Source organism: Neptunomonas japonica JAMM 1380 (genome assembly GCF_016592555.1).
Taxonomy (GTDB): Bacteria; Pseudomonadota; Gammaproteobacteria; order Pseudomonadales; family Balneatricaceae; genus Neptunomonas; species Neptunomonas japonica_A.
Window position 1 is genome coordinate 1,560,112 of record NZ_AP014546.1, and the last position, 25,140, is coordinate 1,585,251.

General features: G+C 45.1%; 32 protein-coding genes. 29 read left to right on the top strand and 3 right to left on the bottom strand.

Features of this window, described 5'->3' with window-relative positions; translation table 11 throughout:
* Window positions 1–3 precede the first annotated feature (3 nt).
* The 21 genes from NEJAP_RS07280 to NEJAP_RS07380 all read left to right on the top strand — a co-directional run bounded on the left by NEJAP_RS07280 (window position 4) and on the right by NEJAP_RS07380 (window position 19,114).
* Window positions 4–384: an HNH endonuclease gene (locus NEJAP_RS07280; protein ID WP_201349982.1), complete on the top strand. Its 381-nt coding sequence runs from the start codon at window positions 4–6 to the stop codon at window positions 382–384.
* Window positions 385–470: 86 nt separating this feature from the next.
* On the top strand, window positions 471–938 hold the full coding sequence (locus NEJAP_RS07285; RefSeq protein WP_201349983.1) for a phage terminase small subunit P27 family: 468 nt from the start codon (window positions 471–473) through the stop codon (window positions 936–938).
* 3 nt (window positions 939–941) lie between these two features.
* On the top strand, window positions 942–2,669 hold the full coding sequence (locus NEJAP_RS07290) for a terminase large subunit (protein WP_201349984.1): 1,728 nt from the start codon (window positions 942–944) through the stop codon (window positions 2,667–2,669).
* 2 nt (window positions 2,670–2,671) lie between these two features.
* A complete protein-coding gene (locus NEJAP_RS07295; RefSeq protein WP_201349985.1) occupies window positions 2,672–3,889 on the top strand; it encodes a phage portal protein in 1,218 nt (405 codons plus the stop codon).
* Window positions 3,867–4,529, top strand: a complete 663-nt coding sequence (locus NEJAP_RS07300) for an HK97 family phage prohead protease (RefSeq protein WP_201349986.1) — start codon at window positions 3,867–3,869, stop codon at window positions 4,527–4,529. Before NEJAP_RS07295 ends, NEJAP_RS07300 begins: the two co-directional genes overlap by 23 nt.
* A gap of 2 nt (window positions 4,530–4,531) precedes the next feature.
* Window positions 4,532–5,734: a phage major capsid protein gene (locus tag NEJAP_RS07305; protein ID WP_201349987.1), complete on the top strand. Its 1,203-nt coding sequence runs from the start codon at window positions 4,532–4,534 to the stop codon at window positions 5,732–5,734.
* A gap of 55 nt (window positions 5,735–5,789) precedes the next feature.
* The gene (locus NEJAP_RS07310; protein ID WP_201349988.1) at window positions 5,790–5,993 is read left to right on the top strand and encodes a hypothetical protein; all 204 of its coding nucleotides are present in this window, start codon (window positions 5,790–5,792) and stop codon (window positions 5,991–5,993) included.
* Between the two features lie 3 nt (window positions 5,994–5,996).
* Complete coding sequence (locus NEJAP_RS07315) at window positions 5,997–6,575, top strand: head-tail connector protein (RefSeq protein WP_201349989.1); 579 nt, start codon at window positions 5,997–5,999, stop codon at window positions 6,573–6,575.
* Window positions 6,572–6,985: a head-tail adaptor protein gene (locus tag NEJAP_RS07320; RefSeq protein ID WP_201349990.1), complete on the top strand. Its 414-nt coding sequence runs from the start codon at window positions 6,572–6,574 to the stop codon at window positions 6,983–6,985. The genes NEJAP_RS07315 and NEJAP_RS07320 overlap by 4 nt, the downstream gene beginning before the upstream one ends.
* Window positions 6,985–7,419: an HK97-gp10 family putative phage morphogenesis protein gene (locus NEJAP_RS07325; RefSeq protein WP_201349991.1), complete on the top strand. Its 435-nt coding sequence runs from the start codon at window positions 6,985–6,987 to the stop codon at window positions 7,417–7,419. Before NEJAP_RS07320 ends, NEJAP_RS07325 begins: the two co-directional genes overlap by 1 nt.
* Window positions 7,416–7,787 (top strand): hypothetical protein, encoded by a 372-nt coding sequence (locus NEJAP_RS07330; RefSeq protein WP_201349992.1) that lies wholly within the window; start codon window positions 7,416–7,418, stop codon window positions 7,785–7,787. The genes NEJAP_RS07325 and NEJAP_RS07330 overlap by 4 nt, the downstream gene beginning before the upstream one ends.
* Before the next feature lie 11 nt (window positions 7,788–7,798).
* Window positions 7,799–8,239 carry a hypothetical protein gene (locus NEJAP_RS07335; protein ID WP_201349993.1) on the top strand — a complete coding sequence of 147 codons (441 nt, stop codon included), beginning with the start codon at window positions 7,799–7,801 and terminating at the stop codon, window positions 8,237–8,239.
* Between the two features lie 29 nt (window positions 8,240–8,268).
* Entirely contained in the window at window positions 8,269–8,619 is a 351-nt protein-coding gene (locus tag NEJAP_RS07340; protein WP_201349994.1) for a hypothetical protein, read from the top strand.
* A 216-nt stretch (window positions 8,620–8,835) separates the two neighbouring features.
* Window positions 8,836–11,034, top strand: a complete 2,199-nt coding sequence (locus tag NEJAP_RS07345; protein WP_201349995.1) for a hypothetical protein — start codon at window positions 8,836–8,838, stop codon at window positions 11,032–11,034.
* 8 nt (window positions 11,035–11,042) lie between these two features.
* On the top strand, window positions 11,043–11,534 hold the full coding sequence (locus tag NEJAP_RS07350) for a hypothetical protein (RefSeq protein WP_201349996.1): 492 nt from the start codon (window positions 11,043–11,045) through the stop codon (window positions 11,532–11,534).
* Window positions 11,534–13,900 (top strand): hypothetical protein, encoded by a 2,367-nt coding sequence (locus NEJAP_RS07355; RefSeq protein WP_201349997.1) that lies wholly within the window; start codon window positions 11,534–11,536, stop codon window positions 13,898–13,900. The genes NEJAP_RS07350 and NEJAP_RS07355 overlap by 1 nt, the downstream gene beginning before the upstream one ends.
* A 65-nt stretch (window positions 13,901–13,965) precedes the next feature.
* The gene (locus tag NEJAP_RS07360) at window positions 13,966–14,496 is read left to right on the top strand and encodes a DUF1833 family protein (RefSeq protein ID WP_201349998.1); all 531 of its coding nucleotides are present in this window, start codon (window positions 13,966–13,968) and stop codon (window positions 14,494–14,496) included.
* Window positions 14,497–14,514: 18 nt separating this feature from the next.
* Window positions 14,515–14,937, top strand: a complete 423-nt coding sequence (locus tag NEJAP_RS07365) for an NlpC/P60 family protein (protein WP_201349999.1) — start codon at window positions 14,515–14,517, stop codon at window positions 14,935–14,937.
* Window positions 14,927–18,466: a host specificity factor TipJ family phage tail protein gene (locus NEJAP_RS07370; RefSeq protein WP_201350000.1), complete on the top strand. Its 3,540-nt coding sequence runs from the start codon at window positions 14,927–14,929 to the stop codon at window positions 18,464–18,466. Before NEJAP_RS07365 ends, NEJAP_RS07370 begins: the two co-directional genes overlap by 11 nt.
* The gene (locus NEJAP_RS07375) at window positions 18,463–18,846 is read left to right on the top strand and encodes a hypothetical protein (protein WP_201350001.1); all 384 of its coding nucleotides are present in this window, start codon (window positions 18,463–18,465) and stop codon (window positions 18,844–18,846) included. Before NEJAP_RS07370 ends, NEJAP_RS07375 begins: the two co-directional genes overlap by 4 nt.
* On the top strand, window positions 18,827–19,114 hold the full coding sequence (locus NEJAP_RS07380) for a DUF4376 domain-containing protein (RefSeq protein ID WP_201350002.1): 288 nt from the start codon (window positions 18,827–18,829) through the stop codon (window positions 19,112–19,114). Before NEJAP_RS07375 ends, NEJAP_RS07380 begins: the two co-directional genes overlap by 20 nt.
* A gap of 10 nt (window positions 19,115–19,124) precedes the next feature.
* On the opposite strand, the gene NEJAP_RS07385 is transcribed toward NEJAP_RS07380, so the two are convergent.
* The gene (locus NEJAP_RS07385) at window positions 19,125–19,421 is read right to left on the bottom strand and encodes a helix-turn-helix domain-containing protein (protein WP_201350003.1); all 297 of its coding nucleotides are present in this window, start codon (window positions 19,419–19,421) and stop codon (window positions 19,125–19,127) included.
* A gap of 209 nt (window positions 19,422–19,630) precedes the next feature.
* Between NEJAP_RS07385 and NEJAP_RS07390 the strand changes: the two genes are divergently transcribed.
* A complete protein-coding gene (locus NEJAP_RS07390) occupies window positions 19,631–19,807 on the top strand; it encodes a hypothetical protein (protein WP_201350004.1) in 177 nt (58 codons plus the stop codon).
* 3 nt (window positions 19,808–19,810) lie between these two features.
* On the opposite strand, the gene NEJAP_RS07395 is transcribed toward NEJAP_RS07390, so the two are convergent.
* Window positions 19,811–19,987 carry a hypothetical protein gene (locus NEJAP_RS07395; RefSeq protein WP_201350005.1) on the bottom strand — a complete coding sequence of 59 codons (177 nt, stop codon included), beginning with the start codon at window positions 19,985–19,987 and terminating at the stop codon, window positions 19,811–19,813.
* A 771-nt stretch (window positions 19,988–20,758) separates the two neighbouring features.
* Here NEJAP_RS07395 and NEJAP_RS07400 point away from each other — a divergent pair.
* The 6 genes from NEJAP_RS07400 (at window position 20,759) to NEJAP_RS07425 (ending at window position 24,109) form a co-directional block, all read left to right on the top strand.
* Window positions 20,759–21,709 carry a hypothetical protein gene (locus NEJAP_RS07400; protein WP_201347494.1) on the top strand — a complete coding sequence of 317 codons (951 nt, stop codon included), beginning with the start codon at window positions 20,759–20,761 and terminating at the stop codon, window positions 21,707–21,709.
* 142 nt (window positions 21,710–21,851) lie between these two features.
* Window positions 21,852–22,127, top strand: coding sequence for a hypothetical protein (locus tag NEJAP_RS07405; RefSeq protein WP_201350006.1), 276 nt, complete (start codon window positions 21,852–21,854; stop codon window positions 22,125–22,127).
* Window positions 22,128–22,223: 96 nt separating this feature from the next.
* Window positions 22,224–22,688 (top strand): DUF2846 domain-containing protein, encoded by a 465-nt coding sequence (locus NEJAP_RS07410; protein ID WP_201350007.1) that lies wholly within the window; start codon window positions 22,224–22,226, stop codon window positions 22,686–22,688.
* 128 nt (window positions 22,689–22,816) lie between these two features.
* Entirely contained in the window at window positions 22,817–23,329 is a 513-nt protein-coding gene (locus tag NEJAP_RS07415; protein WP_201350008.1) for a hypothetical protein, read from the top strand.
* Window positions 23,330–23,402: 73 nt separating this feature from the next.
* The gene (locus NEJAP_RS07420) at window positions 23,403–23,840 is read left to right on the top strand and encodes a DUF4262 domain-containing protein (protein WP_201350009.1); all 438 of its coding nucleotides are present in this window, start codon (window positions 23,403–23,405) and stop codon (window positions 23,838–23,840) included.
* Window positions 23,841–23,845: 5 nt separating this feature from the next.
* On the top strand, window positions 23,846–24,109 hold the full coding sequence (locus NEJAP_RS07425) for a hypothetical protein (RefSeq protein WP_201350010.1): 264 nt from the start codon (window positions 23,846–23,848) through the stop codon (window positions 24,107–24,109).
* Between the two features lie 158 nt (window positions 24,110–24,267).
* Here the strand turns inward: NEJAP_RS07425 and NEJAP_RS07430 are convergent, their stop codons facing one another.
* Window positions 24,268–24,714, bottom strand: coding sequence for a hypothetical protein (locus NEJAP_RS07430; RefSeq protein ID WP_201350011.1), 447 nt, complete (start codon window positions 24,712–24,714; stop codon window positions 24,268–24,270).
* Between the two features lie 61 nt (window positions 24,715–24,775).
* On the opposite strand from NEJAP_RS07430, the gene NEJAP_RS07435 reads away from it, so the two are divergent.
* Entirely contained in the window at window positions 24,776–24,970 is a 195-nt protein-coding gene (locus NEJAP_RS07435) for a hypothetical protein (RefSeq protein WP_201350012.1), read from the top strand.
* The last annotated feature ends 170 nt before the right edge of the window (window positions 24,971–25,140 follow it).

The window sequence follows — 25,140 nt, forward strand, 5'->3', positions numbered from 1 at the left end:
AGTATGCCGCCACGGACGCCGAAGGCATGCAGGCTGCAAGGATGCCGTCACACAACACAACATAAGCACGGCTACTGTGATGAGCACGCGCATAAGGCAGAGCGCAAGGCGTGGGCTAACTCAGGGAAAGGTAGAGGCGGCAGACCTTGGCGACGTAAGCGCGACATAGTTAAAGCTAATGCTGATGGGCTGTGTGTCTTGTGTCGATTGAAGAGAATTATTTCGACAGGTTCTGTCTGTGATCACATCGTGCCAGAGGCCGAGGGCGGCTCGTCAGACATAAGTAATCTTCAATGGTTGTGTGTGCCTTGTCACGACGAGAAAACCGCTAAGGAATCAAAGCGTGGAGTATCACGCACGCCCACAAGGGGAGGGGCGGGGTAAATCTCTACAGCCTGCGCACACGGACACCGTCCCCCTTGGTCACATTTTTATGTGTCTAAAATTAAAAACTGAAACCGGTGATGATCATGGGCGGAAAATCAGCGGTGCCTGGTCGTGGCCGAAAGCCAAAACCGAATTCTAAAAAACAGCTTTCTGGTAGCCGTAACGCTAACGATAACGCTGTTGAGTTTGATCTGATTACTAATATCGATCCTCCTGTTTGGCTTGATGAGCTCGGCCAAGGCATGTGGAAAACAGTTGTTCCCCATCTCTGTAAAGAAAAAGTTTTAGCGGTTACCGATCTACATAACGTCGAAGCCTTCTGTTCTGCTTATTCAACCTTCCGCGCGGCTGAAGTTCACATCACTGAGAACGGTCTTGTGGTCGCGGGCGCTACGGGCGGCCCAATGAAAAACCCAGCTTGCACGGTTAAGAATGAATCACTTCGACAAATGACAATGTACGGCGCAGCGCTTGGGCTTGATCCAGCATCACGCGGTCGATTAATGGGCACAGGCGGCAAAGAAAAGGGGAATGATTTCGAGGGTTTCTAATACATGGCTAGTTATCCCAACGTCAACGCGGCGAACAAATACGCCCGGGATGTTGTTGGTGGCCGTATTCTTGTTTGTCGATATATACAGTTAGCATGCCAGCGACACCTCAACGACTTAAAAGCAGCGGAATCAAGATCATTTAAATTCAATTTTGATCGTGATGCGGCTGAACGTGTTTGTGTATTTGTTCAAAAGCTTCCTCATACGAAAGGAAAGTGGGCGCGTGAACGACTCAGAATAAAGCTTGAGCCATGGCAGTTGTTCCAATTTTGTTGTGTGTTTGGCTGGAAGATAAAGAAAAGCGGTTTTAGAAGATTCCGCGAAGCTTACTCAGAGATCCCGCGTAAAAACGGAAAGTCTGCGATTGGTGCCGGCGCTGCGCTCTATATGTTCGCTGCAGATGGTGAAGCAGGCGCAGAAGTTTATGCCGGCGCAACAACAGAAAAGCAAGCCTGGGAAGTTTTCCGTCCTGCTCGGTTGATGTGCCTTCGTACTCCTGATTTAACCAGTTATTTCGGTATCGATGTAAACGCTAAAAACCTGAATAGACCCGCTGATGATTCGCGCTTTGAACCGCTGATAGGTGATCCTGGCGATGGTTCCTCGCCTTCATGTGCAATTGCTGATGAACGGCACGAACACAAAGATAATGCTTTGTACGATACGATGATATCAGGCATGGGTGCGCGTGATCAGCCGTTGATATGGGCTATTACCACATCCGGCTTTGATATCGCTGGGCCTTGTTATGATGACCGCCGCCGAGTGATAGAAATGCTCGAAGGCACCACACCAGACGACGAGCTTTTTGGTGTTATTTATACGGTAGATCCTGAAGACGATTGGACCACACCTCAAGCACTGCGCAAAGCTAACCCAAATATGGGCGTTTCTGTTAGTGAAGAGTTTCTTTTAAATCAGCAACAGCGCGCCATACGAAACCCACGTTTAGCCAACACCTTCAAAACAAAACATCTTGATTTATGGGTATCCAGCAAAAGCGCCTTTTTCAACATGGAAGAGTGGAAAGCGTGCGAGGATTTAACCCTAACGCCTGAAATGTTCGCGGGTGAAGATAGCTATTTAGGGGCCGATTTAGCGCGCAAACTCGACATGAACTCAGTCCCTCGGATATTCGCTCGAGAGATTGATAGCAAACTTCACTACTACTGTGTCGCGCCGCGCTTCTTTGTACCGTATGACACCGCTTTTGATACCGACAACAAGCGCATGGCCGACCGTTTCCAAGGATGGGTTAACAAGGATCTGATGATTCTTACTGATGGCGCAGAGATTGACTACCGCGAAATACTGCACGAAGTCTTAGGCATGCGCGACACCGCACCGATCAAATCAATCGCAATCGACCCTTCAGGTGCAACCAACCTAAGTCATCATTTAATGGATGAAGGCATAGAAGCGATAACGATCACGCAGAACTACACCAACATGAGCGACCCCATGAAAGAACTCGAAGCCGCCATTAAAACAGGCCGGTTTCATCATGACGGTAACCCAATAATGACCTGGTGTATTTCCAACGTAGTCGCTAAATACCTACCCGGCAATGACGACATAGTGCGGGCAGTCAAAGAAGGAAACGACAACAAGATAGATGGCGCAGTAGCGCTCATCATGGCGATAGGTCGGGCTCTGCTTGATCACAACACGCCGCACGAAGATGACATTTCTGATCATCTCGAAACATACGGAATCAGGACACTTTAATAATGGGCTTACTTTCTTGGTTCGGTCGTAAATCATCGACACAAATCATAGATACACCAGAAAAGCTGGCCGCCGCTATTGGTTACGGACACGACACCTACACGGGCCGCGCCGTTTCAGGCCAGCAAGCCTTACAGTTAACCACTGTTTTCGCGTGTATCCGTGTGCTTTCTGAGTCGATGGGCATGCTTCCTTGTAAGCTTTTCGAGCAAACCAACAACACACGCACGCCAGCCACAAAGCATAAACTCTATTCGCTGTTAACCATCGCACCCAATAACTACATGACCGCCCAAGAGTTTTGGGAATTGCTTATGGTGTGCCTATGTTTGCGCGGTAATTTTTACGCCTACAAAGTAAAAGTGATGGGCGAAGTTGTTGAGCTTCTACCGATTGACCCAGGCAGGGTATCCCCAAAGCTCGGCGATAATTACGAACCGGTTTATACCGTCACATTTAAAGACGGAACAACCGAAACACTCACACAAGATGATATTTGGCATGTTCGTACCTTAACCCTCGATGGGCTGGTTGGCCTTAACCCGGTAGCGTATGCGCGTGAAGCGATAGCGTTAGGGCTGGCCACAGAAGAACATGGCGCCAGAATGTTTAAAAACGGCGCAACGCCTACCGGAATACTGCAAACCGCAAACCAGTTATCAGAGCCGGCATTCAATCGCGTTCGGGACCAGTTTCAAGAAAACCATCAAGGCATGGCAAACAGCCATAAACCTATGATTTTAGAAATGGGACTTGATTGGAAGCCGATTAGCTTAAACGCTGAAGATTCACAGTTTCTTGAAACCCGTAAATTTCAACGTGATGAGATATGCGCTATTTATCGCGTTCCTCCTCACTTGGTAGCTAACCTAGAAAAAGCCTCTTTCAATAACATTGAAGAGTTGGGTTTGAGCTTCGTGAACTACGGGCTTGTTTCATACATGACTCGTATCGAAAGCCGTATCAATACCGGATTGCTCAAGCCGTCAGACAGAGGCCGCTATTATGCCAAGTTCAATGCGGCCGCATTGCTGCGAGGTAATCTAAAAGCCCGTTTCGAATCCTACGGGCAAGGCATTAACTGGGGGATTTTAAGCCCTAATGACTGCCGGGAACTAGAAGATATGAACCCGCGTGAAGGCGGTGACCTTTACCTAACACCGCTTAATATGACTACACAACCGGAGAGCAATAACAATGCTGACAAAGAAAAGGCTTGATGTTGCCCTTAACATTAAGAGCGTAAGCGACACAGGCGAGTTTGAAGGTTACGGCTCTGTGTTTGGTGTTAAAGATAGCCAAATGGATATTGTTGTACGTGGCGCGTTTGAGAAAAGTTTATCGACTTGGAAAGAGAAAGGCCGGTTACCTGCGCTACTGTGGCAGCACAACATGAACGAGCCAATCGGTATCTACACCGAAATGAAAGAAGATGATACCGGCTTATATGTTAAAGGGCGCTTGCTGGTGGATGATGACCCGTTAGCAAAACGCGCACACGCCCATATGAAAGCCGGTTCGCTTTCTGGTATGTCGATTGGTTACATGCTGAATGACTACGACTACGACAGCGAAAAAGACGCTTTCATCTTAAAAGAACTCGACTTATGGGAAGTCTCACTCGTTACCTTCCCCTCTAACGATGAAGCACGTATTTCCAATGTAAAAAATGCACTGGATCACGGAACTATTCCGCGACCTAGTGAAATAGAGAGAACCCTGCGAGAGGTTGGGTTTTCACGTTCGCAAGCTAAAAGCTTTATGGCTAATGGCTTTAGTGCGCTGGAGCTGCGAGACGCAGACACAGATAAAGCACTGCAATCCCTTAAAACACTTTCCAACCTCTTTACGGAGAAATAATCATGCCTGTTGAATTAAAAGATATCGAACTTGTAGCCTCAGAAATTAAAGGCCAGTTTGATGAATTTAAAGCGAAGAACGATAAACGTTTTGACGCTATCGAATCAGAAAAAGGCGCACTGGCTGGTCAGGTTGAAACCCTGAACGGCAAACTGTCTGATCTGGATGAATACAAAACCGCACTTGAAAAAGAACTAGCTGGTTTAAAGCGCCCAGGTGCAACCGGTGTATCAAAAGAAGTAGAAGCCCATAAACAGGCATTTACTCAGTTTATGCGCAAAGGTCGTGAAGAAGGCTTACGCGAACTTGAGCAGAAAGCACTTAATACCACGGTTGATGCCGATGGTGGTTTTGCAGTGCCAGAAGAACTGGACCGCACTATCATTGAATTGATGCGCAATGATTCGCCAATGCGTCAAGTGTGCAACAGCATCACCGTATCAACCTCTGATTACAAAAAACTGGTTAATCTTGGTGGCGCTGGTTCCGGTTGGGTTGGTGAAGATGATGCTCGCCCAGCAACAGGCACGCCAACGCTTGCACAGGTTATCGCCTCAATGGGTGAGATTTACGCTAACCCGCAAGCTACGCAAACTTCACTTGATGACATGTTCTTCAATGTTGAAGCATGGCTAAACAATGAAGTATCAATGGAGTTTGCAGAAAAAGAAGGCTCTGCGTTCCTGTTGGGTGATGGCACCAATAAGCCAAAAGGAATCTTGGCGCACACGTTAGCGCTTACTGCTGATGCTGTGCGAGCGTTTGGCAGTATCCAAAACATCAAATCAGGAACGGCTGGGAACTTTGATGGTGATGATTTGCTAAGCCTAATCTATGGATTGAAAAAAGGCTATCGCAACGGTTCACAATTTATGATGGCGGGTACAACGTTGCATAAAGTGCGTACCCTGAAAGATGCGCAAGGCGCTTACCTGTGGGCTCCTGGCTTACAAGCTGGCCAGCCTTCCTCTTTGCTCGGTTATGCCATCGCAGAGAATGACGATATGCCGGTTGTGGCAGCGGATGCCAACGCGCTGATGTTCGGTAACTTCATGCGTGCTTACACCATTGTTGACCGTATCGGTACACGAATCCTTCGTGATCCATACACCAACAAACCAAACGTGGGCTTCTACACCACAAAACGAGTAGGCGGCATGCTGACCGACTCTAACGCGGTTAAAGTACTTACGCTAAGCGTTTAATACTGGCTGATAAAAAAAAGACTCCTTCGGGGGTCTTTTTTATGGAGAAACTAAAATGTCAAAAGTCATTATTGTAGAAAAAACATTCCTTCATGCAGAAGATGGCAACACGGTTACCGAATACGCAGAAGGTGAACACTTGGTAAGTGAACGCTGCGCTGAAGTTGCTATTAAACAGCTGAAAGTGGCGAAAGAAAGCAAAACAAAAGCGGCTGACTTTATCGCCGCACAAGAAAAAGAAGCGGCTGAAAAGGCGTAAACCATGCCAATTATCACCCTAGAACCTGCAACAACCGAACCGGTCACACTCGAAGAAGTGCGAGCTCAATGCCGTATAGATGGCGATATAACCGACGAAAACACATTGTTGCAGGGGCTAATATCAACGGCGCGTGAATACTGCGAAAACCACACGGGGCGTCACTTTGCTGCTAAAACGCTGCATTACATTGGTAATTGGTGCGCTAATAAGATTGAGCTAACCCCCAACCTTAAAACAGTCAGTTTTATTCAGTACCGCGACCATAACAACGAACAGCAATCGTTTCCAGATACAAAGTATTACGTTGATTCAGTTTCGCTGGTGGGTGCGGTCATCCCGCTGAGCACTTGGCCGAGCACCTACCCGACACACCCGCAGCCGGTCACTATCGAATTTGAAGTGGGCGACACAGATGAAAGCGGCAATTCATCATGCCCCTATGGGGTGAAGCAGGCCATTTTATTGCTGGTGGCTCATTGGTACGAAAACCGCAGTGCTGTTGCCTTTAGTGGCACAAGTAAAGAAGTTGAGTATTCCGTTTCTGCATTGCTCTCACCGTACAGGGTTTTAAACGTATGAAGCGCTTACATGCCGGAAAACTCGACCAGCGCATAACGCTCTATAAGCCGCTCACAGGCAAAACAGAATCAGGCGCACCCATTACCCATAAATTTGAAAAAGTAGGGACGGTGTGGGCGGCGGTTGAGCTGGTAGGTATTGCAGAAGATAACAGCGGCGAAAAAGACCAAGCCACCGGAAAGCACCTAATAACAATGCGTTGGCGCAACGTGGGTAAAAATTGGATAGGTATTTGGCGCAATCAAATTTTAAGAGTGATTGGCGTTGATGACACCGACCCACAAAAAAGGCAAAAACAGCTAACCGCCGAAACAGAAAACGCCGTCGCTGAAATGTGGATTAACGAAAACACCCTAGTAGATGATGCCACAGAGCGGCTAAGAGAGGTTGTTAACGAGGGCTGGCCGTAATGATGAATGAAAGCTGGGAAATTACCGGGCTAGATGATCTTGAGAGGCAGCTCGCTGCGCTAGGGGGTGAAGATGGGCTAACAGCATTACGTCGTGCGTCTCGTGCGGCCATGAAGCCAGTCAAAGAACAGATGATAGCGAATGCCCCCTTTGATGATGATTCTCAGGGCGAGCACATGCGCGACAAAATCAGCATGACCACCAAAAAGACCGACAAGCGCAAAGCTGGTAAAAATAATGCACTAGCGGTGCGTGTTGGACCAACAAAAAAACATGCTCAAAAAGCGATAGCGGCAGAGTATGGCAACGAGCATCAAGAAGCCATCCCGTTTATGCGTCCTGCACTTTTCGACCAACGGCACCAAGTTGTTGATGGTATGCGTACTAAATTAGCGGTTGAGATAGAGCGAATCGTCAGGAAAAACGCACGATGAACATAGGAAAAGGTTTAATCGCGTGGCTTGAGGCCGAACTAAAGCTGGATGCGTTCTGGCTAGAGCGTCCCGAAGGTGTAAAGCGTTGCTGTGTTTATCGATGCATTAGCCCTGGCACTATCAGTGGCAACCTAAAAAGCCCAGGCATAAAAGCCGATACGTACTCAATCACGGTTTATCACGACGACCCCGACAAAGGCCATGCCGCCGCTGAGATTATCAGAACGAAACTAAATGATTTTACTGGCGATTTAGGCGGCTATCCAGTCCAGCAAATACAGCCAACAGGTGGCTTTGATCAGATCCTCAATGCAGAGGCCGGCATCAAAGTTTATCAATTCAACCGTGATTTACTCATTAACCATTAAGGATAAACATTATGTCCGTCGCAGATCCTAGTACCTATGCAAAACTGCCAGCCGGAACCCGTTTTTTATGGGGGCCGCTTGGCACCGCAACTGCTGATCTTAAGCTGCTAAAAGATGCAAACGCGATTGGTGCCACTGGCAAAAAGGGCGGCTTTGTTGAAGCTGACCGGCTTATTGATACCGAGAAAAAATACATCGCCGATATGAAAGACGGTGAAGATAAAGAATTTGCCTTTCTTGATGACCCTACCGACGATGATTTAACAGCATTTTTAGCGGCGGCAGATGCAGATCAAACCGTTATCGTGCGCATTGAATTCCCTAATGGCCGCTTTGCCGATATGAATGTAGCGCTTAATGGCTGGTCTACCCAAGAGCTCGATAAAGGTAAGCCGATGATGCTGGTTGCTTCTGGTAAGCAGAACGCAATTAACCGCGGCATGATCGTTTAATAGCCCCTCTCTAATATTCGGAAAAAATCATGAAAAAACAATCGTTAAAAGCAAAGCTATTAAACCCCGCTAAACTGACCCCGCTTACCGTCGCTATTTTTGGTGATACATATCAAGTTGCGCGCTCATCAGCGGCGAAAGTAGCGCTTGTGAATAACCAACTGAACGATACCGATGATCCTCAGGTGTTAGAAAAAATATCGGCGCAGTTTATTTTGGAATCGATTATTGATGAAGACGGTGTTTCGTTATCAGAAAGCGTTACAGCTGAAGAACTGCTTAACACTTATGATCACGTATCTGTGCGTGAAGCATACACAAAAATAATGAAAGTTAATTTTGGTGGTTCAGAAGGTATCGAAGAAGCAAAAAAAGACTAACCAGCAACCCGGCTTTAAGCGTTTGTTTTGAGCTGGGCGAACTGCTGGGCCTAGCCGATCCACGCGATATCTATCATGCAGATGCCGAACTCATCGCCTTATGGCGTGCTTATTTCAATCTGAAAAACGAACCACAAACAACCGAAAACACTAACGATGTTGATGCGCAGGTAAATGCCTGTGAGCGGCTTTTGATGTAGCACCTAAAGGATTTATATGTCAGATATAGCAAAGCTAACGGTTGCGCTATATGCCAACTCTGCGCAGTTTGTTAGTGAACTGCAAAAATCACAGCGTAAATCTAATGAATGGAAGCGTGAAGTTTCAGCAGCCTATAACACGGTTAAAACAGCCGGAGCTGTAGCGGCAGCGGCAACCGTTGCAAGCCTTACTCTCATCTATAAGCAGCAATCAAAACTCATTGATCAAACCGCCAAATTTGCCGACCGAATCGGCATTAGTACGGAGTCGCTAAGCCAGTTTCGCTATGCGGCAGAATTAACGGGCGTAGGGCAAAAGTCACTTGATAACTCTCTTCAAGCAATGGTTCGTCGTCTTGCTGAAGCTGAGCAAGGAACGGGGGAGGCTGCAAAATCTCTTAGGCAGCTAGGGCTTGATGCTGAAGAGTTAGGACGGCTAACACCAGATGAGCAGCTCTATGTATTAGCTGATGCGTTCAAAGGCGTAGAGAGCCAATCAGAGCGCGTAAGAATTGCATTTAATCTGTTCGGGCGCGAAGGCGTAAGCATGGTTAACATGCTCGCTGGTGGCGCAGATGGTTTGCGTGCTATGGCAAAAGAGGCCGACGATCTAGGGCTTTCATTGTCGCGTGTCGATGCCGCCAAGGTTGAGATAGCTAACGATGCTTTTTTGCGGGCGACCAAGGCTAGCACCGCATTTGAGCAACAGATTACAACACAACTCGCGCCGGTTATCGCTGGCCTCTCTGATGAGTTTGTCAGAATGGCGAAAGAACACGGCGGCATGAGTAAAGTTGTGACTGATGGTATTTACTCAACAGCCAAAGGGGTTAGCTATGTTGGTGATGCTTATAGAGGCTGGGCATTCATTTTAAAATCAGTAGAGGTTGCGTGGCTGCAATTAAAGCTCGTAGGAATGGAAGCCATGAACGCAATGGTACGTGCCGCTTATGATTTCGGCACGTACATTGTTCAATATATGGTTTGGCCGACACTAAAAGCACTGGATGCTATGGGGCTTGTAAATGACTCAGCTAAAGAGATGGCCGACAGTTTACGTGAACTAACCACGATCAGTGGCCCGCCAATATTCAACCTAGAAGACACCTATCAAACGCGCAGCGAACTAAAGCGATCAGTAGATGAGTTTAGAGCGCTACTCTCTGAGCCTTTGCCCTCTGACAACATTGAAAATTGGTATCAAGAAAACAAAGCGCGAGTCGAAGCGTTAGCGCAGGATATGGCCAGCAGCGTTAACCGAAATTCAGCCACAGCCGGAGCACTACCCCCTAAAGGCAAGCCAGCAAAAGAAGGCCCGACAGAGCAAGAAAAAGCACTAGAGCGCCACCGCTTAGAAATGGATAGTATCCGGCAGGGGTTTTTAGAAAAAGACCAGCTAGAGTATGAACAATGGCAGGAGCGACAAAGCAAGCTAGCTGATTGGTTCCTTGCTGAATACGAAGCGTCAAAAAGTAATAAGGCGCAAATGGCTGCGCTAGAAGATCAGTATCTAACGCTAAGCCAAAACAACCATAAAAAATACCAAGACAATATCAATAAGATTGAGTCAGCTCGAATGCAGACGCGGTATAAAGCCGCTTCTAGCATGTTCGGGTCAATGGCTGATCTGGCTAAAACATTTGGTGGTGAACAGACCGGCGCATATAAAGCACTATTTGCTGTAAGCAAAGCTTTCTCTATTGCTGAATCAATCATGGCGATTCAAACCGGCGTAGCTAAAGCGGCCGCGCTGGGGTGGCCTGCTGGTATTCCAGCAATGGCGAGCGTGTTATCTGCAACATCAGGCATTATTTCAACGATCCAAGGCACGGGAATGCCGACCTATCACACAGGTGGTATGGCGGGCTATGGATCAGATAATTTCAGTGACTCTTTAAAAAGAAACGAAGTCCCCGCGATATTAGAACGCGACGAAGAAATACTTCCAACCTACGACCCACGCCACCGAAAAAACCTTAAAAAAGGCCGGGGCGCTGGTGGCGGTGGTTTTCAATGGACTGGGAGCATCATTATTAACAACAACGGCGAACCAGTGAGAGCAGAAGCCAGCATGGACGATGAAGGCAATCTTCAAATGTGGCTAGAGCGCGCAGACGAATATATTGCACAAGGATTTATCGAAGGAACGGGCCAAACCTCACAAGCAAACGATGCTGTTAATGGCAGTGGTCGCGCTAACACGGCAATCAGATAGGGTAAAAAATGGATATAACCGATTTAGAACCCTGGCCGCTTGAGCAGTTGGACTACCCGTTAAAGCGCGGCTACCGCTACACAGTGCGGGATAATCGCGAAATATCGAGCATGTATTCTGGCCCCGGTATCTCGCGCCTAATATCACGCTTTACCATTACCGATTATCAAGCCTCATTACTGTTCTCGAAGGGCGAAGAGCTCTATTTCAGATGGTGGATATCGAACAAGCTAAACCATGGTAATGACTACTTTGCTATGCCGCTACTAACCGGCGCAGGGATGAATACCGTTGCTGCAATATTCAGCAAAAACGGGATTGGCGCCAGCGTCTTAGACGGCAATCGATACCGAATTAACATTAAGCTCACGTCGTTTGCACTACCGGCTGAATCAATGACAGAAGCCGAGGCGCTAGCGGCTTTAGAGACAGATCCGGTACTGATAGCGTTGGTCGAATCGAAAAACAAATTATATAACATTGTTCATGGGGATTGGTAATGGCTGATATCGCAACAGTAGCAGACGAACTTGAAGTTTTAAAAAATAAATTTGCCGAATTTATAAACGGAAGCGAAACAGACATAGTCGCCACGAATAGCGGCCCCCGCGATAGTATAGCAAAAGCAATAAAAGACGCGCTCGATGCAGGCGCTATTAGCGGTGACATGACCGGTGAGCAGATAGCTGAGGCTCTCTTTTCGCAAGCTGATTTGAATGCGTTTACAGATAAAGAAAAAGACAGAGTGTCCGTATCGTTAGCGCAAGTAGGCACTCTTGATGAATTACGAAATTTAGAGCCTGAAACAAACGGCCAGCAGATCGTTTTAGCGGGACATACTGTAATAGGCGTGGGCGGTGGTGAGTTTTATGCAGACGCTGCTAGTGAGTTGATAGATGATGATGGATTAACTGTTGTAACGCCTCTGGGCAATCGTTGGCGGCGGCGTGTATCAGACGGCGGTTATATTGGTATTACTGCATTTGGAGCACAAAAAGGCCAGAATAATTCAGCTTATCTTTCAAAAATGAAATCAATAGTTGAGCTGATATCAGTTGATATTGATTCAATCATTGACTCAGTAATAATTGACAATACGGATAATGTAAAAAAAATTAAACTGGATGCTAGCGTTTCTATGCTAGCTGGCTCATCTGCAATGCTTGTGATTAATTCTGTTGAATCAGGCATGACTGTAGATGGTAATCGTGAAGCAGGCCATAAAGTCACTCGTCCTGACACGGGTCGGGTTGTTAATATTATTGGTGATAAAGACTATGCAAATAAGGATATTTTAATAAAAGGGATTGACGCGTCAGGCGGCACGGGTGAGTTTATGTTTTGGTCAGCCTGTGATGGAATTGAGTTTAGAGATAATTTTATACATGACGGTGTTGGCTCGGCGATTTATAATTTAAATACACAAATAGCAGACAGCTATAAAAGCCAAAATGTAAAATTCATTGGTAATATTATTCGTGATTTGGGCGTTGGTACAAATATAAAATCTCACGGCATCAGTATTAACTCATGGCGCTATATTTATGGAGTAACAGTATTAGATAACGATATTCGTCGAGTGCGGAATAATGGGATCGAAATATGGGCAGCATTTGTGAGAGTTTTGGGTAACTATGTTGAAGATGTGCGAATCGCGTATAGCTACGGCCAGTGCCACTATCTGACTCACGCAGGGGGGAACATCGCTTTTAATTCTGTGCCAAATACAGCGAGCGATCCGAGCAGTGTAGGAGGGATCGGGATAGAGATCGGTGGCTGCACTCGCGTGACGTTGAGTGATTATATTATTGATGGTTTTAGATCCGGCATTGATGCTACTGAGTCCGTTATTAGCACGCCTCAGGATTCGCTATGGCATGACCCAACATCTCTCTGGCTCGGCGAGAGCGGTGTGTTAACTGATGCAGACAGTCCTTCGTTCGTTCGATTAAAAACGCTATCTGGAGATCCGAAATTATCAGGCTCATATTATGTGTCGATAGGAGCGGGAGTTATTACTAATTATTTAAATTTTGGGATTCGGTGTAGTGCTGATAACCAGTACAGAGATGCATACGTTATAAATGGGCCGAGAATTTCTCACGGCGGAAAGTTTGCAGGCAGTACATCGCCTGCTGCGGCTGGGATTATTGTTGTTAATGCGGCGGCAAGCATCAGCGGTGCTGTTTTATCTGATTTATCACATTATGGAATTAATGCCGATCAGGGCAGGTTGTCGCTGGGTGTTAATTATTTTAGAAACATTGATGGTGACGTAGTTAGATTGGTGGGAGCGGGGAGCAGCCTACATTGCCCGGCAAGCCAGGATATTCAAAACTGTTTAGATTTGGGTTCTGCGTTGGGGGGGGCGCCCACTCAAGGCTCGTTCAGTCCTGGTCAAGAATGGGCTAATCATTCTGCAAATGATAATGGGCAGCCGCGCACATTTGTTGTTAGCCAAGGCGGAACATATGGGAATATGTTATCAACAACCGCTGATGTAATTGCGGGTTCTGATATAGCAGTACTTAAGCGTGTTGTTAATCCGTTGGGCGCTGTGCAGCGTGATATGTATATTGATATTTTAGGCGTTACCGGGGCATTTAAAGTGCTGGATGTGGGGGTTCCAGTTAATACTGGCTCAGGATGGACGATGGATGTTAAGTTATCCGTGGCTTCTGATGTAACTATTGATGATGCTGCAGTGAGTCATTCGGCCCCTGTTTTGCAGATTGTAGGGCAGTACGGGTTTAGAAAAAGCGTTTCTTCAAAACCCGATTTTATTGGTCAAGAAGCCATTGTTGGTGATTTGATTTATAAGTCCACAGGCACTACTTCTAGCGCCGACTGGAGCCAATTAAATTAAACAAGAGCGCAAAGCTAGCGGCCCGCCAAGTGCGGGCTTTTTATGCCTGCTTTTAAGGAACCTCAATGACTTTGCAAGAAGAGGCTGCGCAATTACTGGCAGAGCATTATGCCAGCGCGCCGAGCGGCGAAGTGCGATATATAACACTAGAACTAAGGCATCCCGCATTTTTAATGGAGGGTTTGCCATCGGGTGTTATTCATATTGTTCATGCCCCCGAACCGCTAACGGTGACGCTAGAAAATAATGACGTAGTAACGTGTTTAGCGGGTGCGTTTACGGTCCAATGGCCTGAAAAAAACACAAAAGGCCGTCGTGATATGCAGCTAGTGATGGATGCTATTAGCACAGATGTGATCGAACAATTAGAAAGAGTTGCAGATTACTCGCCCCGCACAAAAATAAGCGCCACTGTGCGTGAGTATCTATCAACCATGCTTACTCATCCTGGGCGAATCGAGGCGGGTTTAACCATGCTTAAGCCTTCGGTGCGGGGTGGCCGTGCTACCAGCACTCTAGTGTTTAGTGACTCTATTAATAAATCTGTTCCTAGTATTCCTTACACGCTTAAAACACACCCCGCGCTAGCATCATAACCACCCCGGATAACCCACATGAAAAACAACTACCAATGGTTGAGCGACATGCTCGGCAAGCCGTGGCGTGCTTATGCCACAGGTGAAAATGTTGAAGGTGTAGAGGCATGGGATTGCTGGGGCGTTGTGGTCCATGCGTTTTATCAGCTTCACGGTGTTGCTTTAGATCGTCATCTAGATATCCCAACCAAAAGCCCGCGCTCCTTTGTGCGAGTGGTTGCACAAGAAATAACATCAGGCCATTGGCGGCAAATATCCCATCAAAAACATGGCTGTGTTGTGTTGCTGGCTACTGCTACTCGTTTTCATCATATCGGTATCTGGCTAGATATAAACGGTGGGCGATTATTACACAGCACTGAAGGTGTTGGTGTGGCGCTAGATAGCTCAGCACATTTATCAAATTACAACTTAGTAGAGTACTGGGAATATGTCGGTTAAAGTCACAGTCCATAAGCACCCGTTAAGCTCAGTCGGCGCTAAAGAATTTGATTATGAGCTAGATGTAACATCGGGTATCACACTAGAAGAGCTCGTATTAAAGCTAAACCCTGCTTTTAGACCGGGCACTTATCAGCCTGTTATTGCCCGCATCAATGGGGAAGAAATACCCGCCGTTGATTGGGATATTACCCCTTTATGTAGCGGGCAGCACTTAACGCTACGCCCACGCCCGTTTGGATTAGATCCTATTAGCTGGGCACTTATTGCCTTTACGGCTGTTACTGCGATATATACCTACACGCAAATGCAGTCCATGCAAGACCTCAATCAAAACCACAAAGACTTACCTGAGCAATCCCCAACTTATGATTTAAACGCGCAAGGTAATAGCCCTCGCCTTGGTCAGCCTATACCGGTCGGGTATGGGCGCCAGCGTGTGTGGCCTGATTTTGCGGCAATGCCGTTCAGACGCTTTATAGATGGTGAGCAATATTTATTCCACGTATTCGCTATAGGTCAGGGGGAGAACGCGCTTTCAGAAGCGAAAATCGGTAATACTTTGCTCAGTAATTTCGCGAATTACGAGCAGCAAATCTGCCTGCCGGGTGAGCGTGTAACACTGTTTAATCCTGATGTTTATACCTCTAGTGATGTAAGCAATATTGAGCTGTTCGCGGCTAACGATGAGAAGCATTTGGGTTGGTCTGGCCCTCATACCGTTTCACCTGCGGGGGTGCAAGTTACCACTATTGGTGCGGACCTTATCGCACCGCAAGGCTTGGGGCTTCAAGATAAGCAAACCGGCGCATTATCGCAGGTGTCTGTCACTATTGAGGCGGAATATCGTGCGGTAGATGAAAGCGATAACGGTATTGGTGCCTGGGCGCATCTTGATAGCTGGACATTAACAGGCAAAACCGTTGAAGCGATACGGAAAACGGTCACCACTGATGTTGCTGTAGGGCGTTATGAAGTCAGAATGCGCCGCAGCTCTGATAGTGCCGGGCCTACTAATATTCGTTTGCAAGACAGTGTTTTTTGGGGTGAGCTTAAGTGTGATATCGATTCTGACCACACTTATGACCACACCGTATGGGCGGTAAAAATCAAAGTGGACGGGCAGTTATCAGGCCAAAGTGAGCGTCGCTTCAACGTTATTCGTCAGCGATTATTACCCATTTGGGATGGTACAAACTGGAGCCAGCCACAAGCCACCCGCAGCCCAGCATGGGCCTTTTGTGATCAAGTAAAGGCCAAATATGGCGGCGAGTATGATGATAACCGCCTAGACTTGCCCGCACTAAAGCGGCTGGCTGATGTGTGGCTTTCACGCAATGATTTTTTTGATTTCAATATAGATACAAAAAGCTCGCTTGATGCTGTTCTGCAGATGATAGCCAAAGCAGGGCGCGCCGAAAAAATCGAATACAAAGGTGTGTATTCAATGGTGCGAGATGAGCCAAAGATAGTGCCAGACTATATGTTTGGCATGACAGAGATTATCTCCGGCTCTTTTGATCTGCAATACGACACGATGGATCAATGGGGAAATGATTCTGTAGAAATGGAATACCGCGACGCTGATACCGGTATGCCTGTGCAAGTACTGTGCGTACTGCCCGGTAAAGCAGGCATAAACCCTGTTAAGCTAAAACGCGACGGCATTACCAACCACGCACAAGCCTACCGTGAGGGCATGTTTGAAGCCGCTAAGAGCGAATACCGCAACCGTATTTGTCAGTTCAAAACCGAGCTTTCTGGTGGATTACCCGAAAAAGGCAGCTGTGTTGGTGTTAGTCATTACTCAAGCAACTGGGGAACCAGCGGCGAAGTATTAGCCGTTGCTGATAACGGCGATGGATCGCAAACATTAACGCTATCAGAGCACGCTATTTTTGAAGCAGGCAAAACTTACGTCGTGAGCTTGGCTGATAAGCTGCAGCAGCCCCAAGGCCCATACGTCGTAACAGCGGGCAATAATGCGAATCAAATAGTTATTAGTAGCACGCACAATGCCAGTATCTATACAGGCTTTAAGCGCAAGCGCACCTCGTTTATGCTTGGTGAAGCTAACAAGCACCATCGCCGGTTTTTAATGCGCACCTCGCGCCCTGCAGGACCTTATAAGTTTAGCTTTACGGGCGAATACGACGACCCGCGCGTACATGAAATTGACGACCTAATTGCAGATGGCACAATTAACATTCCGCCAGGCACCACGATTAATGAAAATGCGTTATCACTGGTTACAGGTTTAAATGTTTCTTACAGCGGCACAGCGTCGCAACCTATTGTTAAATTTGGCTGGAACTCTGTTGATGATGCAACCAGCTATATATTGCAGATATCACACGATAACGGCAGCACATGGCAGCCGTTCGGCACAAGTTCTGTGCTCACTCTCACTAAAAACGTAGATCCTGCAGCGGCAGTTGTGCGAATAGCCGCGCGTAATGAAGATATTATCGGTGGGTGGGCAACACTTAATATACTGCCTGGTATTACATCTTTGCCGGTCCCACCCGCACCCACTGGCTTTAGTGTGGTTGGCAAAACGGTATCAGTAGAATGTGTGTGGGATGATGCAACCGACCAGTATTTAAACCACTCACACACAGAGCTTTGGCGTAGCGGAACAAACGATATTGAAACAGCAGGTATCGTAAAGCCCGTTATCCACACACGCTACACAGATACCGTCGATCCCGGCAGTAGTTTGTATTATTGGATTAGGCACGTTAGCAAGGCCGATGTGCCAGGACCATTTAACGCGGAAGCGGGAGCGCATGTAGAAACCGGCACAGACCCTGCAGCAATATTAGAACTACTGGAAGGAAAGCTAACAGCAACACAGCTTCATTCTGATATATCCGAGCCGTTAAATGATTTCACGGAGCAGCAATCTGTATTTGTTAAAGTTAGCACTCCCACTCAAGCGGCGGGGTATGGCATATCATTAGAGTCAGATGGGGAAGGGGGCTATATAAGCCAATTTCTCGCGATTGCGGATAGGTTTGGTTTTTTCCATCCAGCGGCTGCAAATGCTTTGGTTTTCGGTATTTCCAATGGACGCACTGTGATGAGCGGTGCCGATATAGAAGACGCTAGCATTAACACCCTGCAGCTAGCAGGGCAGGCGGTAACTATTCCGGCATCTGCGGAAGTATCGGGCACTAAAACACTGCTTCATCAAACATATACTGCTGTGAGTAAATTGTTTTCATCTGTAGGGAAGCCCGTGTTTATATCGGGATGCGTGGTTTTTAGAGGACAGCAAGTAGAAAGTACTATCACGTTAAAGCGCGGCACAACGGTATTAAAATCATTCCCTGTGGTTGTGAGAGGATACGACTCAGCACCTGGGTCTGATCACCCTATTTATGTGGATGGTTATCTTGCTGTGCCTATTGTAGATAGAGATGACCCGCCTGCGGGTGATTTTGTTTACTCAATCGTGGTAACGGCAACAAATTCAACAAAGATATCAAACAGAGTTATTACGCTAATCGGAGTAAAAGATACGTGAGTAATAATATACGAGCACTTATTTATGATTTAGCCACAGGCGAGGTCTTGAAAATGGCTGCTGATACACCGCTTCTGCTCTCGAAAGAGGCGGGCATAAGTGGTGGCTGGGTGGCGGCAGATGAAGGCGACACGGACGAAAATAGTTATATGGATGTAACCACTTCGCCGCATTCAAAGCACCGTAAAATGGATTACACGCTAGAGACACACCCTGTTCCTTGCACTGCAATTATTGAAGGTGTTGAGTACTCTATAACAGAGCCAATGAATTTTGCTTTTGTGCCCGGTCCGGTGGCTGTTGATTACGAAATTATCATTAACGGTGGCATTCAATATTTAGAAAAGGAGTTTATTGTTCATGAAAACGCTGCTACATAACTCGCCGCCTGAGATTTTAGCTTTACGCAAAAAGGCACATAGAGACAGCGAGGTTTCAAAAATACTCGTCACGACCTCTACAGGTAAAGTTTTTGATGGTGATGAGAAGTCTCAGGATCGAATGGCGCGTGTTGTTGCTGTAGGTGAGGCAGGAATGACCACTCAATGGAAAATGGCAGATAACTCAACTCAAACCGCAACATGGGAAGAAATAAAAGAGGCGCTTTTACTAGCAGGGCAAGCCCAAACTAACGTTTGGGTTGCGTAACTATAGCCTCTTATTTCTCTAGCAGCTTTAAAACCGCTTTCCTCTTTTCTTCGCTTAGCTCTCTGAGCCATTTTATTACTGCTTTCTCATCATTTGTTAGCGTGTCCATGTGCTTCCCTGTGATATACCACGTTGTGTTTATTCCCAATACAGAGCATAGACGCTCTACAACAGTAAGAGAATTTGGCTCTGTATCTTTTTCCCAGTGCCGATACGTTGAAACGGCTATTGATAATTTATTGGCTACTTCCTGTTGTGTTAGATTCAGCTTCCTCCTTGCTTGCTTTAGTCGGAAATGCTTACTCATACACGCAACTCGTTTTTATATCTTGTTTGAATCAGTGTAGCTTAATAATTGACTACTCGTTCCACAATTGGCGTACAGGGTGCGACAACCATAGAGATATTTAAAAAAAGTAACGTCCCGAACGCTATTGGTTTGCACCGAGTGTGCGTTTTAATGATCATGTTGGTGGGTGTGACACGGCGTCGCAATGGAGAGACAGGGAGGCTTTAATGCAATCGGTTATTCAAAAGATAGAAACAGATATGGATATTGATATGTGCCTTGGTGTGCTTTCAGCACTACTTACTCATAACGGGTTAGATTTAATTAGTCAGGATGACATGCATTCGTGCTTAAAGGTGCTAGATGAAAAACTACGGAAAATTAGAGGGGAGGGGGAAGCTTGAAAGCTAGCCCCTGCTTAGGGGCTCTGTTTCTTTAGTAACTTCTTTAACTTCGCTAGCAACCTCTTTTGCAGCTTCAGCAATAGGCTTCGTTATAGCCCTGGTTAAATCAGCTGTAATTTCAACAGGGGCCGCTACGGTTTCAGCAACATCTTTTACAACACCTATTAAGCTTTTAAACATGGTTTATTTCTCCTGTGCCGCTCCATTACACAGCTAATATACAGCTGCCTAAATTTAGTAAAACATTGATAAAAAAGGTGTTTATTTAGCATTTATATTAGCTGGGGAGGGCTTAAGCTTATGATTAATAAAGGATTGCTCACGGACTGCAACTCCGTTAACGCCGGTTCGATTCCGACTCGCGCCTCCATTATTAAAATCAGTCACTTAGGTGGCTTTTTTTATGTCTGAAATTTGGTTTCCGACTATTTGTAAATGTAAATTTGCGGTCTTTTTGGCACTGGCTTGCGCACTTTTTGTCACACACTCTAAGCCTTACTTCAGCTAAAATTTCCTATCAATAAAACTCTTCTAGTACATATCAATCACTACCTTAACGAACGAAATAAAGTTATCAAATAGGCTCAGAAATCTAGAGCAACTATCGAGTAATTTCTGTTCAAATATACAGTGTATTTATGGGTTGGCGATATTTATGCTGGTTTTGCATAAATTGTAACGAGACAAATGCTTGTATTGCTTCAGGTGCTGAGTTAAAAATATAAGTAAATCAGACAGATGGATGTCTAGCATGGGTAGATATACGGACCCCCGTATATCAATTGTTAATACGCATGCGCGGTTTGTCACGGAGGATACCTCTATATTGCTAAAGATTTTCCTTCCTTTTCAAACGGTTACATCTGTTTTTAACTAATGGCGGTGAGGGTAGATACACGGACCCCCGTATATACAAATGTTAGCCGTATATGAACTTATGAGAAAATTTGAATGAAGTGGACAGATTCGGAGTTAATTAAACCGCTATCATTAGGAATTATAGAAAATGAAAAATCATATTGGGCAAATCATTTTTATGCTGTCATTGAATGTTTAAATTCACATAAAGGCCCAAAGTATTCTCCACGACGTATCGAAGGGTTTCCTATTTGGTCGTTGAATGAGTTACGGGGATGCCTCCCTCCAAATTTCTTTGAAAATATTCAGGACTATTTGAAAAACTGGGGCTTTCAATATTTTCTTGTTAGCTTTCTAAATCAAAAGGCCTCAAATAATATCGTAAAAGAAATTATCACAAGGCTGGGGAATTTATACGGAGTGACATTTGTATCAGGATTATCTGAGTATTCATTTCATATTTCTGGGAATGATTCAGCATTAAGCTTTGATTTAAATGACAGGTTTTCCGAAGTTTTTCCAATGAAAGTAGGTTTGAACAAGCCAAACATTCAAACATTAATATCTAATTCTGATATTTGTTTGGTTCTACACAATCCTATCGCCAATGCTAAAGTCGGTATTTTTGGTGAAATTGAAGGTGTTTACGGAAATAGATTGAGGAATCAATCTTTTTGGGACTCAAAGCAAGATTATTGCGTTTTTAATATTGGCGTCATAAACGGGAAGGGCAAAGGTTGCTACATTGAAAATTTTCATTTGAATGGAATAAACAGGGTACATGTTTATTTTGAAAAAAATCACTTTGTTGTATCTGATTTTGGTAAAACGTTAGAATGGTTTAAGCAACTTTTGATATATGGACCTCACTTGAAAATCACATCAGGTATCGATGAATTAGACTTTTTTTTAGATATGCTAAAAAGATACTGGTTCAAGCCTGCAAGTGAATTACTTGCAGAGTTAACTAGCTATATTGATGGTGAGGATTTGGTTGGGAAATCTGATAAAGCAATATCTATTATTACTGATATTAGAGCCTAGTATCGGAATAAATACGGCTAACAAGCGCTTCCACTGGGACAACTTTTCGCTACGCATTTTTGTGTTGTCGCTGCGCGCCAGTATTACACAAAAATGCTTCACTACAAGTTGCCCGTGAAGCGGGCGTTAAATGGTATAGAGAATGAGAATAGCTGCAATAATATTTTTAGTTATCGCCATATTGAGTCTGATATCTGGGATTGGGTATTTGGCTGTTGGGTTATTGAATGAAAGTTCTGGTCAAAATATGCTCTCCCCTTGGCCTGGAGTCGCTCAGGTATTAATAGCTACGTATTTGCTATTATTTTCTTTGCTGTTTTTGAAGAATACAGAAAAGTATAAAAATTATTTTGTAAGTGGGATTTTTCTGTATGGGAGCTTTGTTATGTTTAGCTTCTATCAGCTAAATACCACTTAACAAATTTGTCAACGATGCCCTTCGGGCTGGACAGCTTTAAGCGTGGCTTCGCCACAAAGCTGCCCGTTACAAAAACGTTATATTTAGGGAGTAACAATGAAGAAAATTGCAGTATTCTTATCACTAGTTCTCATGCTTTCAGGGTGCTCTTCCACAGGCCCCGTCTTTCAGCAAATCACATTAACGCCACCTGATAAATCGACTGTATACATATACCGTCCGCACCAAGGCTTCAACATGGCTGGCTGGCCAGAAATCTTCATTGACGGTAAAAAAGAGTTTGCTCTAAAAAACGAAGGTTATGGGGTGGTTCATTTATCACCGGGCGAGCATAAAATAAAAGCTGAGGGATCTGTGATATTTACAAACTGGTATCCAGGCCCAATGGAAATCACAAAAACCTTTGAAGCAAACAAAGAGTACTTCATCAGGGTTACTCCAAAGATGACTTCTGCAATGGTTGTTGGGAGTTCAATGACAATGACGGGCAAGGCAAATGTTTCTGTCGTCACCGAGAGTAAAGCACTCTCAGAAATTGCTGAAACAAAGAAAGTTCATTGATAAAAAAATATAACAAAGCAATCAACTGCCGCCAGCAAGCTGGCTCGGAACTCCAAAACGCTGCGCGTTTTTCCGTCCCGTTATTGCGGCGTTAAGTGTTAAAGACACATCCAATTTATGAGGAACGAATGAAAATAGAAAAGTATTTAGGTTTGATAGCGGCAATACTGGGTGTGATTACATTTATCGATCAGTATTTATGGAAATCCAAGCTACTAAATAACCTAGCAATACCTGATTCAATACCAACTAGTATTTTTTTAATAGTATTAGCCGTAGTTTGTTTTGTATTTTTCTTTTCTTCACGCAAGGAGATAGCACTGCCTTATCCCGACCAAAGGACAGTGGTTCAGGATCTGAATGATAAATTGCGGTCCTCTGAAGAAAGGATTGACGAGCTATCTCATAAAAATGAAGAGCTTTTACCTTTAAAAAGGCTATTTGATGGCAATGAGCATCTACAAGATAAGATTCATGGTATTTTACTAAAAGGGAGTCTCAGCTCGGACAACCTAATAAAGGAACTTGAAATAAGCCCTAAAAATAAAGACGCTATAGCTAACTTTCAAGCCGTCATAGGGCGTATGGGTAAACAAGATTTAGTAAGCACAACATCTTTAGGCTATTACAAATTACCCTAAAACACTTAACAAGGCGCTCAAGCATGGACGCAGCAAAGCTGCGCCGCTTAGCTTGGCGCTATACGAGTCGAGTATGAGTAAGAGTGAAATAAAGGAGAATATCGAAGAGTGCGGGTGGCATTTTCTCTTTGTATTCGATCCAAACGGCGAGCATGAGGATTTCTCGTACTCAGTCGGTTTAGAGGAAAAATTCGATCACCCAGAAATAATTATCTTTGGACTTAAAAAAGATTCGGCTCACGCGATAATCGCGGACATCGTCGAAGACATAAAGTCTGGTGTGAAAATGGAGCCTAATACAAAACTTGGCAATGTCATCGGCGGAGGTTTTGAGGTCATGTTCAAGCCAATTATCAGTTCCGCATACAAAGAGTACCTAGGCACTGCCGTGGACTATTACGGTAGGGAGTTTAGGGCGCTGGTAATGTTTTGGCCAGACAAGTCAAATCTCCTGCCAACTGAAAAAGGGTGCGAGGTAACTGTTCAAGATGAAGCGCTTGCAATCGTATGATCTGCATGAATATTCAAGAATCAGAACAATATGAAGAGTTAGCTACTGAGTGGCAATATCAGATGATAATTTTACTAAAAAATGCATTAGCCAAGCATGGCATTAATCAAGATCAAACTAAAGAAATTATAGGAGAATTTGCCTTCGATTTTGCTATGTGGCATGACCAAGAAGAAATAAAGCAGGAAGGAAAGTCATATAATCCTAGAATAAGTTTTGATGATTTATCCGGTAATATTCATATCAGTTCTGAGAAAAAACCTTCATGAGTACGCTTTCAGAAGTACAAGTGAAGCATTTGGCGAATAGGCTTATAACAATTGTCAACACGTATGCGCGGTCTGCCACGGAAGAGGCCTCTATATTTCTAAAGCCCCCCCCTATTCATAACCCTTCCTAGTGCAATTAATTAATTCATACTTCTAAGCTAGTTTGTAGGCTTTAAAGTCTCAAGCGCCTCTTTGCTTATATACTTTCCAATTCCACCGATATGGGCGTTCACTTCTTTATTTCTCATTAGTTCTTTCATAGCGACTTTTCCAAGTACTTGAAAAGCAGCTACGAAGGCAGCTTTATCTTCGTATTTTAATGCCTTTTTAGCTGTGGCAGTGCAGCGCTTTGTCATTAAATCTACCACTAACTCGGCTGTTCGCTGGTTTAAATGCTGAGCTTGTTTGTCTGTTATAGTTGAAGAACTGGATATTTCTGGATGCTTAGACATTCCGGCATACATCCACTTCATGATAAGAGTCTTATCTGAGCTAGTAGTTTTTTCTGTTAGGCATCTTGTTAGATCATCGCTGAAAATTCCTGCATAAGAAACGGTAGAGAATAAAATAAGCGATGTTGCCATGATTCCTTTTATAAAACGCATAAACATTCCTTTAAGTAGTAAACCCTATCTTATACTATCACCGGCCGATAGGCAGAGTTCTATGAGTTCTTTTCATGCGAATTTAGAGTCAGAGTCGACTTTGTTTTTAGTACAGGTAATGTTCGATTCAATCCTAACTGTCGATGATATCGAGTCTCCGAGGGGTGGCAGAATTAAAGTCATGTTACAAGAGGCGCGAAGTAAGCTTGGTGTTATTGCTTTGGCTGTAGGAGCAGACCTATCTCCGCAAGTTTGAGAGAGGATTGTTGTAGTAGGTGATAGGGAGAGATTCTTGCTCACCTCTCGGCTCTATCAAAGCGTTGTACTTGATTACTTTCTGACACCTAGCTAAGCGGGGGGGGATGGTGCAGTCTTCTGTGGCAGTATCCCAGTGCCAGGCCGAATGTGTAAAAAGTGGCTTAACGG